The organism is Micrococcus sp. KRD096, from assembly GCF_017168495.1.
Lineage (GTDB): Bacteria > Actinomycetota > Actinomycetes > Actinomycetales > Micrococcaceae > Micrococcus > Micrococcus luteus.
In genome coordinates this window covers 1-8,342 of sequence record NZ_JABFAY010000053.1, presented here as the reverse complement: position 1 = coordinate 8,342, position 8,342 = coordinate 1, and the positions used below count along the sequence as shown (strand labels likewise).

12 protein-coding genes are annotated in these 8,342 nt (G+C 69.4%); all 12 read left to right on the top strand.

Annotation, left to right across the window (positions count from 1 at the left end; genetic code table 11):
- On the top strand, positions 1–886 hold an 886-nt coding region (locus J1M41_RS11495), incomplete at its 5' end, for a CpaF/VirB11 family protein (protein ID WP_206451782.1).
- On the top strand, positions 883–1,749 hold the full coding sequence (locus tag J1M41_RS11490) for a type II secretion system F family protein (RefSeq protein WP_061867357.1): 867 nt from the start codon (positions 883–885) through the stop codon (positions 1,747–1,749). The genes J1M41_RS11495 and J1M41_RS11490, both read left to right, overlap by 4 nt.
- Positions 1,746–2,618 (top strand): hypothetical protein, encoded by an 873-nt coding sequence (locus tag J1M41_RS11485; RefSeq protein WP_061867358.1) that lies wholly within the window; start codon positions 1,746–1,748, stop codon positions 2,616–2,618. Before J1M41_RS11490 ends, J1M41_RS11485 begins: the two co-directional genes overlap by 4 nt.
- A 99-nt stretch (positions 2,619–2,717) precedes the next feature.
- Complete coding sequence (locus tag J1M41_RS11480) at positions 2,718–2,900, top strand: hypothetical protein (RefSeq protein WP_061867359.1); 183 nt, start codon at positions 2,718–2,720, stop codon at positions 2,898–2,900.
- Between the two features lie 43 nt (positions 2,901–2,943).
- Entirely contained in the window at positions 2,944–3,354 is a 411-nt protein-coding gene (locus tag J1M41_RS11475) for a hypothetical protein (protein WP_031943861.1), read from the top strand.
- Positions 3,351–3,800 carry a TadE/TadG family type IV pilus assembly protein gene (locus J1M41_RS11470; protein WP_031943860.1) on the top strand — a complete coding sequence of 150 codons (450 nt, stop codon included), beginning with the start codon at positions 3,351–3,353 and terminating at the stop codon, positions 3,798–3,800. Before J1M41_RS11475 ends, J1M41_RS11470 begins: the two co-directional genes overlap by 4 nt.
- 2 nt (positions 3,801–3,802) lie before the next feature.
- A complete protein-coding gene (locus J1M41_RS11465; protein ID WP_049159529.1) occupies positions 3,803–4,219 on the top strand; it encodes a hypothetical protein in 417 nt (138 codons plus the stop codon).
- 15 nt (positions 4,220–4,234) lie between these two features.
- Positions 4,235–4,948 carry a hypothetical protein gene (locus J1M41_RS11460; protein WP_061867360.1) on the top strand — a complete coding sequence of 238 codons (714 nt, stop codon included), beginning with the start codon at positions 4,235–4,237 and terminating at the stop codon, positions 4,946–4,948.
- Between the two features lie 155 nt (positions 4,949–5,103).
- Positions 5,104–5,889 carry a hypothetical protein gene (locus J1M41_RS11455; RefSeq protein WP_135019327.1) on the top strand — a complete coding sequence of 262 codons (786 nt, stop codon included), beginning with the start codon at positions 5,104–5,106 and terminating at the stop codon, positions 5,887–5,889.
- A gap of 164 nt (positions 5,890–6,053) precedes the next feature.
- Positions 6,054–6,221 carry a hypothetical protein gene (locus J1M41_RS11450; protein WP_157571201.1) on the top strand — a complete coding sequence of 56 codons (168 nt, stop codon included), beginning with the start codon at positions 6,054–6,056 and terminating at the stop codon, positions 6,219–6,221.
- Positions 6,222–6,469: 248 nt separating this feature from the next.
- Positions 6,470–7,672 carry a hypothetical protein gene (locus tag J1M41_RS11445; protein WP_163721744.1) on the top strand — a complete coding sequence of 401 codons (1,203 nt, stop codon included), beginning with the start codon at positions 6,470–6,472 and terminating at the stop codon, positions 7,670–7,672.
- 94 nt (positions 7,673–7,766) lie between these two features.
- A partial coding sequence (locus J1M41_RS11440) for a LysM peptidoglycan-binding domain-containing protein (RefSeq protein WP_206451781.1) occupies positions 7,767–8,342 on the top strand: 576 nt, incomplete at its 3' end.

Here is an 8,342-nt window from a genome sequence, read left to right as displayed (position 1 = left end):
GGCCCACCCCGACCTGGACATGGACCTGATGGGCTCGGTCCGTCTGGCCGCCACCGCCCGCCCGGTCTCCACGCGGCCCACCGCCGTATTCCGCATCCATCGGCTGGTGAACATCACCCTGGAGCAGCTGGTCGACAACGGCACCCTGAGCCCCCTGGCCGCCGAGTTCCTCACGGCGCTCGTGCAGGCCGGCAAGACGATCGTCATCAGCGGCTTCGGCGGCGACGGCAAGACGACCCTGATGCGCGCCCTGGCGGAGAAGATCGGCCCGCTGGAGCAGATCGTGACCATCGAGAAGGAGCGCGAGCTGCACCTGGACCGGCTCGACTCTCGCCTGGTCCCGCCGATCGAGCTTCAGGCTCGCCCCGGATCGGGCGAGCGCGCCGCCGACGGCAGCACCATCGGCGAGTACACGTTGACCATGGCCATGGAGAAGGCCCTGCGTCTGAACTCCGCACGCATCCTGGTCGGCGAGGTCCGCGGTTCGGAGATCGGCGCGATGATCTCCGCGATGCAGACCGGCGCGGGAACTTACTGCACCGTCCACGCCTACTCCGGCGAGGAGGCCGTGCGCCGTCTGGTCGGCCTGGGCATGAACGAGTTCTCCGAGACCTACATGGCTCGCCAGCTGGGCTACCACATCGACGTCGTCGTGCAGATGCGCAAGGTGCCTCAGCCCGATGGCTCGGTGAAGCGCAAGATCATCTCGATCTCCGAGGTGCTGCCCGGCGACACCGACAAGGGCATTTCGGTGGCCGACCTGTTCCGCATGGGTCCCGGCGACGAGAACGCCGTGCCCGTGGCCCCTCCCGTGGACAACCGCCTGCGCAACGATCTCGAACGCACCGGCTTCGACCTGCTGCGCCTGGCCGGAGGTGCCCGATGAGCTCGCTCCTGCTCCCTCTGAGCTTTGCCCTGGGCATCCTCGGCCTGGGCATGGCTGCCGTGAACTGGCTCTGGCCCGCCCCTCCCAAGGCCCCTGCACCCGATCCGCGCTGGCTCACCGCCCTCAAGGGACTCGGCCGCCGCATGGACCGCAACACGTGGATCATGGTGGGCATCGCCGCCGCCGTGGGCTTCTTCATTGCGCTGTTCACCGGCCTGCTCGTCTACCTCGTCGCCCTGCCCGGCGCCGTCATCCTCCTGCGCTTGGCCTTCGGCTCCGGCGGGGGATCGGCCCAGATCGAGAAGCTGGCGCAGATGGAGATGTGGACGCGCTCGCTCTCCGGCCTGATCGTCGCAGGAACCTCCCTGGAGACCGCACTGGCCGCTTCCATGCCCAACGCCGGCGACCTGATCCGGGACGAGATCGCCACGATGAATGCCCGCATCAAGGCCGGCTGGCCTACCGCAGACGCCCTCAAGCGCCTGGGCCTGGAATGGGGAGACCAGACCGGCGACCTGGTCGTCATGCAGCTGATCCTGGCCGCCAATCAGCGCGGCCAGGGCCTGGCGAACGCCCTGGACGACCTCTCCACCTCCGTGGAGGAAGAGGTCTCCAAGCGCCGGGCCATCTACGCCGACCGCGCCGGCGCCCGCCGTGAGGCCCGCATCGTGATCACCATCGTGGTGATTTCCCTGTGCCTGGTCCCCGGAATGGGCGGGCCCATGGCCGCCTACCAGACCCCGCTGGGCCAGGCGCTCTACCTCGTCCTGGCTCTGGTCACCGCAGGGCTCATCATCTGGATGACCCGCGTGGTAGCCCCGCCGCCGCAGGTCCGCCTGCTGACCGCTAGGAGCTCGTCATGATGATGATCATCATCGCCGGCATGCTGTTCGGCCTGGCCGCGACCGCGCTGATCTGGCCCCTGCTGCCCCAGCGTCCGCGCCTGCGCGCGGCGGCCTTCGACGGCATCGTGACCAGCACCTCCGGAGGCGGCGCGCTCTCTTGGCAGGAGCGGGCCTCGCAGTGGACGATGCGCACGCTGCCGCCGGCCCTGGTCAACGGCCTCACCGACGCCGACCTGGACATCCTGGGCACCACCCGCAGCCGCCACACCTGGGCCAAGATCTACGGCGCCACACTCGTGTTCGTGGTCTGCCTCGCCCTGAGCGTGGCCGCACAGGTGCTCTACTCCCTGCCGCTGTGGCTGTCCCTGCTGATCAGCCTGCTCGTCGCCGCCGTCGCCTGGCTGGCACCTGACTCGGCCGCCCGCAAGCGAGCGACCAAGGCACGCACTGACTTCGCACGCGCGGTCGCGGTATTCGTCGAGCTGCTGGCCTCTGAGCGCGGCCGCAACGCCCAGCCCACGGTGGCTCTGGAAAACGCAGCCGCCATCGGCGACACCTGGGCTTTCCAGCGGATCCGTCAGGAACTGGTCCGGGCTCGCTTCACCAAGGTCCAGCCCTGGACCGCCCTGGAGACCCTGGCCACGCAGCTCCACGTCCCCGAGCTCACCGATGCCGCCCGCATCATGCGCCTGAGCGGAGACAATGGGGCCAGCGTCTACGAGCCTTTGCGCGCGTTGGGTCGCAACATGCGCGTGCGGATGCTCAACGCCGAGGCAGCCCGTGAGAATGAGGCTTCCGGCCGCATGAAGAACATCATCATGTTCATCGCGTTGATGTTCACGCTAATCGTCCTCACCCCTCTGATGCTGACGCTGATGAGCGCGTGAGACGCGCGAGCTCCTCCCGGAGATCGTGATCTCCCATCCACCCACCCACCCGCATCGGGACCGTCCCGAGGCCATTTCCACCACACGAGGGGACTCACCATGAACAAGCTGATGCAGCAGTACCTGATCCTCCGCGCCTGGATCCAGGACAAGCACGAGGACGAGGCCGGCGCCGAGACCATCGAGATCATCCTCGGCGTGCTCGCCGCCGTCGTGCTGGCCGCCCTGGTCTGGGCCGGCATCAACACCTTCGCTACCAACAAGGTCGGCGAGCTGGGCTGACTAGACCAGCCAGGGACGGAACACCACGAGCAGGGGGGTCACCATGAACATCACGGCACCGCTTCGAGCGCACCTCGAGGCCCATGCACGCAACGAGACGGGTTCCTCGAACATCGCCTCGCTGCTGATCGTGCCGGTGGCCCTCCTGCTCGTGTTCCTCGTCCCCCAGGCCGGCGCCTACTACCAGGCCTCGACCGTGGCCCAGTCCGCGGCCAACGCGGCCTACGCAACTTCCCGAGTCATGGGCGGCTCGAGCGCCGAGGGCCAGGCGGCCGCCCAGCAGGTCATCTCCCAGCACTCGGGCACCCTCCAGGGCGCCTCCGTGAACATCAGCACCACCGGGGAGCGGATGACCGTCACCGTCACCGGCACCGCGCCGGCCTACACCGGGCAGTGGATCAGCCCGTCCGTCTCCCGGTCCGTGACCGGGCCCGTCGAGAGGGTGGTCAAGTGAACCTCCGCGACACGTCCCTGGCCTGGCTGCGTGATGAGCGCGGCGAGTCCGGCGTCGGGCTGCTCATCGTGGCTCCGGCCATCGGACTGCTCATCGCCATCGCCGTCATGGGCGGCCGCATCGGAGCAGCACAGACCTCCATCGAGTCGGCGGCCGGCGTCGCCGCCCGCGAGGCCACCCTGGCCCGCAACCCCGGCCAGGCCGAGTCCAATGCGCGCCAGTCCGCCCGCATGACCCTGGACCAGACCGACTTCACGTGCGGCTCCCAGAACATCACGCTGGACACCTCCGCCCTGCGCAACGCCCCCGGCATCCCCGGGTCCGTCTCCGCCACCATCACCTGCACGGTGCCGCTCTCCGACCTGGCCATCCCCGGCACTCCCGGGTCCTGGACCATCACCGCCGACGCCACGTCCCCCGTGGACACCTATCGAGAGAGGGGCTGAGCATGATCGCCCGCTTCCGCGCCTGGCTCGGCCGCGAGCACGGAGAGTCCTCCCTGCTGGTCCTGATGCTCGTCCCCATCATCGTGCTCGTCGGCTTCGGCATCGGCATCGACTGGAACGGCAAGGTGCGCGCCTCCGAGGAGGCCGTCACCATCGCCCACCAGGCCGCCCGCGCCGGCGCCAACGCTGGCACCACGGCCGGAGCCGCCCGCGGCGAGGACATCACCCTGGACAGAGCGGCCGCCGCGCGCGCCGCCCAGGGGATGATCGCCGAAGCCGGAGCCACCGGCACCGTCAACGTCACCCCCACCAAGGTCACTGTGGACGTCGACGTCCCCTACACCCCACGCTTCATCCCCACCGGCGTCCTGACCGGCCACGGCCAGGGCACCGCCCAGATCCACTCGAACACCCGCTGACCGCAAGGAGACACCATGAGCCGCGTCACCAAGACCACCGCATACACCGGAGCCGTCCTGGCTCTGGCGCTCACGCTCACCGGCTGCAACGGCGGTGGCACGCCGGGTGGCAACTCCACGTCCGCGAGCGCCTCGCAGTCTTCGCTTGCGCCGATCGAGGACGGGTCGTCGTCCGCGAACGTGTCTTCGTCCTCCGCTTCCTCGAGCTCGACGAGCGCGTCGTCGTCTGCGCTGCCGGAGTACAAGCCGGTCACCTCGAAGAAGCCGGGGGGCCAGGAGGAGGCGAAGGCGAGCGCGTTCAAGGCGGTTGAGCTGCTCTACACGGTCTCGTCGGACGTGCTGAACAGCGGTGACGCGAAGAACGCGGATCGCCTGTCCGTGGCGGCACAGCAGGGCGAGCTGACTCAGCAGAAGGCCAACGTGGAGAAGACGCTCGCCACGGGGGCCACCTACCGGGGCGCCTCGAAGGTGGAGCTGATCGACGGCCTGGCGGGCCCGTCCGTCCATGCTGATGGCACCTTGGTCGAGAACGCCTCGGTGAACCTGCGCGTGTGCGAGGACAACTCGGGTGTGAAGATCACCGGCAAGGATGGCAAGCCTGTGGACACCGGCGCCACGCAGCGGTTCATCGTGAAGTACGCGGTGCTCTGGAACGAGGACGACGGCGTCTGGAGCGTCGTCTCCAGCGAGCTGCCTCCGCTGAACGGACCGGAGGAGACCTCGTGCTGACCCGTAACAGGTGGGCCGCCATGGCGGCCGCGGGGGTTCTGACCGCGAGCGCTCTCGTCGGCGCGACGGGGGCAGCGGCCCAGGCCACGGGGACGACCGCTGATGGGCGATGCCGTGCAGGCAGCACGGGTTCTAGCTGCCTGGTGGAGGCCACGGTGCCGGGTAAGGGACAGAACGCGCAGCCCGTGCTGGGCCGGGACGGGAAGGCCCCGAAGCGGGCGAACTTCTGCGAGATCAACGAGCCTCTGCCTGGCGACAGCGTCCCGTACCGCTGTGACGTGAACTACGACCCGGTCAATGACTGCGTGTGGGTGAACATGTCGCCGCAGCCGACTCCGCCGGCGGGCAAGGATCCAGAACGGGGCGCGTGGGAGCAGTGCAACCCGAGCGATGGGCTGACGCTCGGTCAGCCAGTGAAGACGCGCTGGATGGATTCCACGCAGGCCGGGCCGGGGGAGATCCGCCAGGCCGCCCAGACAGTCGTGAAGGAGATGCAGCTCAAGGGCATCGAGATCGGCATGGTGCCGTACCCGGTGGCGGAAAACGGCACGGGTGCTGTGGGTCTGCCGGCGTGGATGTGGGTCGGGAACCCTGACGATCCGCAGGCGTGGGGGCCGTACACGGTCTCCAAGGACGTGAACGGGATCGCCGTGCAGGCCACGGCGCGGCCGGTGCACGTCACCTGGGACATGGGCGATGGGACGCAGGTGGTCTGCGACGGTCCCGGCACCGTCTACGAGGACCGCTTCGGCAAGCAGGAGTCCCCGGACTGCGGGCACACGTACATGAAGATGTCCAACCCCACCTACAAGGTCACGGCGATCACGACATGGTCCGTGGAGTGGACCGCCCAGGGCCAGTCCGGGGTGATCGAGACCCTCACGCGCTCCTCGCAGGACGTGCGGATCGGCGAGTTCCAGGCGCTGAACGTGCGGCCGTAACGTGCGCGCCGGGGCAGGCCTTTGGTCTGCCCCGGCGTGTTGTTTCCAGATGCAGGCTCGGACGAATCGGATTGGGATACTCTGTGACCATGCGCACGCCCCCGTCGAACCCTCGCCCCACCAGGCGCACTGGCGGTCGCCCGTCCAAGGGAGACCGCTTCAGCGTGACCACGAAGCTCCCCAGGTCCTACGAGGAGAAGCTGCACGCCCGCGTGGACTACCGGGGCGAGACCGTCACCGACTACGTCGCATCCCTGATCCTGGCCGACCTCGACGCCAACGAGGTCCCCGAGTCGAACGGACAGGAGGCCTTCGACGTGAAGATCGCCTGAGCATGCAAGAAGGCGGCCCCGCGCCAACGGAACCGCCTTCTTGCGACTAGCACCCCGCCAAGGGTGCCGGTCTGAAGATTTCAGTTGTTCGAGAGCTGCTTCTCACTCGCCAGTGAAGCTCTCGATCTCGGGTGGATCCCCGCCAAGGGATCCGGCTCTGTCCCTCCCTGGAAGGAGGTACGTCGCTCTTGTCGTGCCCAAGTCTACCCAAAATCCCTCTCCGCGACACGTCCCCCCTCCCGTCGGCCGTGTCCTCGGCGCCGTGCCTGGGGGAGTCCACCCTCGCCCGGCTGCTGCGTCATCGCCGGAAGCCGGCCCGGCCCGTGCGGGGTCGGATCACGAATCCGTGCCGTCAGAACTGGCGCCGGCCCTCGCGTGCCCGGGAGGGCGACATCGACGTGATCTTGGCCGCGGTGCCCGCCGGCTCCCGGCGTCTGGAGCACCTGGGCGACGCCGTTCCCGCCCTGCGGGCACTGCCTGCCTGGCAGGGCCTCTCCCGGACCCGTCGGCGGCTGATGGAATCTCTGGTGGGTGCGCTGGCGGCCTGCGCGGACTGGTCGAAGATGATCTCCCGTCCCGGGCACAAGCGCCTGGCGAAGATGATCGGCCGGAGCGCCTCGACGGTGACCGCGGCCATCGCCTGGCTGATGCGACACGGGGTGATCGGACGCGTCGCTGCCGGACGCTCTGCCGCCTACGCGACCCCGGACGAGCGTGGCAAGCGGATCAACGAGGCGGCGGTCTACGTGCTGTGCTGCACCGCCCACCTGGACGTGGAGAAGATCCTCGCCAGGCACCGTGCCGACGCCGCGGCCGAAGCACGGGAGCGTGCAGGTCAGCGTCGGATCCGTGGGGCTGTGGAGAAAAACTGGCACCCTTCCTCGCTAGAGGATTCACTTACTAGAACTCGTAGAGGAACCACGCACGCGCGCGACCGCGGACTCGTCGAGCTCTGGCCCTGCAACCGTGCAGTGGCCACCCGTCGTCAGCAGCTGGCCGCCGCCCGCACCGTCCAGGATCGCGCTCTGGGTCTGCGCGTGCTCTCGGCCCGGGACGTCCGCTCGCTGATCCGTCCCTTCCTCGAGGCCGGCTGGACCCCGGCCGACCTGCTCCACGCCCTGGACCACACCCCCCAGGGCGCGCACCGGCTCCACAGCCTGGACGCCGGCCAGGACGCCGCTCGAGCTCGCGGCTACCTGCGGTGGCGCCTGGAGCACTGGAAGGACCCCGGCGGGCTCGTGCTCGCCTCAGCCTCTGCCCGAGCTCGTGAGCGGGCGGAGGCGGCGCGCGAGGCGATGCACCGGGATCGCCAGGCGGATGCGCGAGCGCGCGCGGCGGCCGCGGGAGTGGAGTCTCCGGATCGAATCGCGGCCCTGGCGGCCATGCGGATGCTGTTCCGGCAAGGTGGCGCGGAGCGTGACAGCCTTGAGGCGGCCCACCTCACCGCCTAAACTGACCTCAGATCAACTTAGAAGGGACATCGGGGGACCGCCCCAGCCTTCTACCCCGTGAAGACCTCTACCCACGCGAGCGGAGACACGCCCCATGCGCACCCTCAAAGGCCTTGCGGCCCTGCTGGCCCTGACCGCCCTGGTGGTCGGCATCCCCGCCGCCCTGATCCTGCTGGTCGGCAACCCCATCCCCAGCACCGCCGAGCTCCAGCAGGCCCTGACCGGCATCGACTTCGGCGGCACGTTCCTGATGGGCACCGTGCTGCCCCTGATCGCGTGGGGCTTCTGGGCCTCCTTCGTCTACTCGCTCGTGGTCGAGGTGATCAGCCTCATCCGCCGCGTCGAGACCCCCAACCTGGGCGGAGCGCTGCGCCCGCAGCAGGCCCTGGCCGGCGCGCTGATCGCCGCCGTGCTCGCTCTCGGCGGTGGCAGCCCCGCCTTCGCCCTGACCCCACAGGACACCGCCTCCGCTCCCGCCGCCGTCGCCATGGCCCAGGAGGGCCAGACCACCCAGGACACGACCCAGGACACCCCGGCCGCCGCGGGGGAGCGGACCTACACCGTGCAGGAGGGAGACACGCTCTGGGGCATCGCCCGGGACGAGTTGGGCCAGGGCAGTCGGTGGGGCGAGCTCGCCGAGCAGATGCGCTCCTTTCTCTTATACACATCT

Bases quoted from the DNA above. Each gene is read 5' to 3' on its own strand.
- J1M41_RS11475 (WP_031943861.1), top strand. From the start codon at position 2,944: ATGAACATCACGGCACCGCTTCGAGCGCACCTCGAGGCCCATGCACGC.
- J1M41_RS11460 (WP_061867360.1), top strand. From the start codon at position 4,235: ATGAGCCGCGTCACCAAGACCACCGCATACACCGGAGCCGTCCTGGCT.
- J1M41_RS11480 (WP_061867359.1), top strand. From the start codon at position 2,718: ATGAACAAGCTGATGCAGCAGTACCTGATCCTCCGCGCCTGGATCCAG.
- J1M41_RS11485 (WP_061867358.1), top strand. From the start codon at position 1,746: ATGATGATGATCATCATCGCCGGCATGCTGTTCGGCCTGGCCGCGACC.
- J1M41_RS11490 (WP_061867357.1), top strand. From the start codon at position 883: ATGAGCTCGCTCCTGCTCCCTCTGAGCTTTGCCCTGGGCATCCTCGGC.
- J1M41_RS11465 (WP_049159529.1), top strand. From the start codon at position 3,803: ATGATCGCCCGCTTCCGCGCCTGGCTCGGCCGCGAGCACGGAGAGTCC.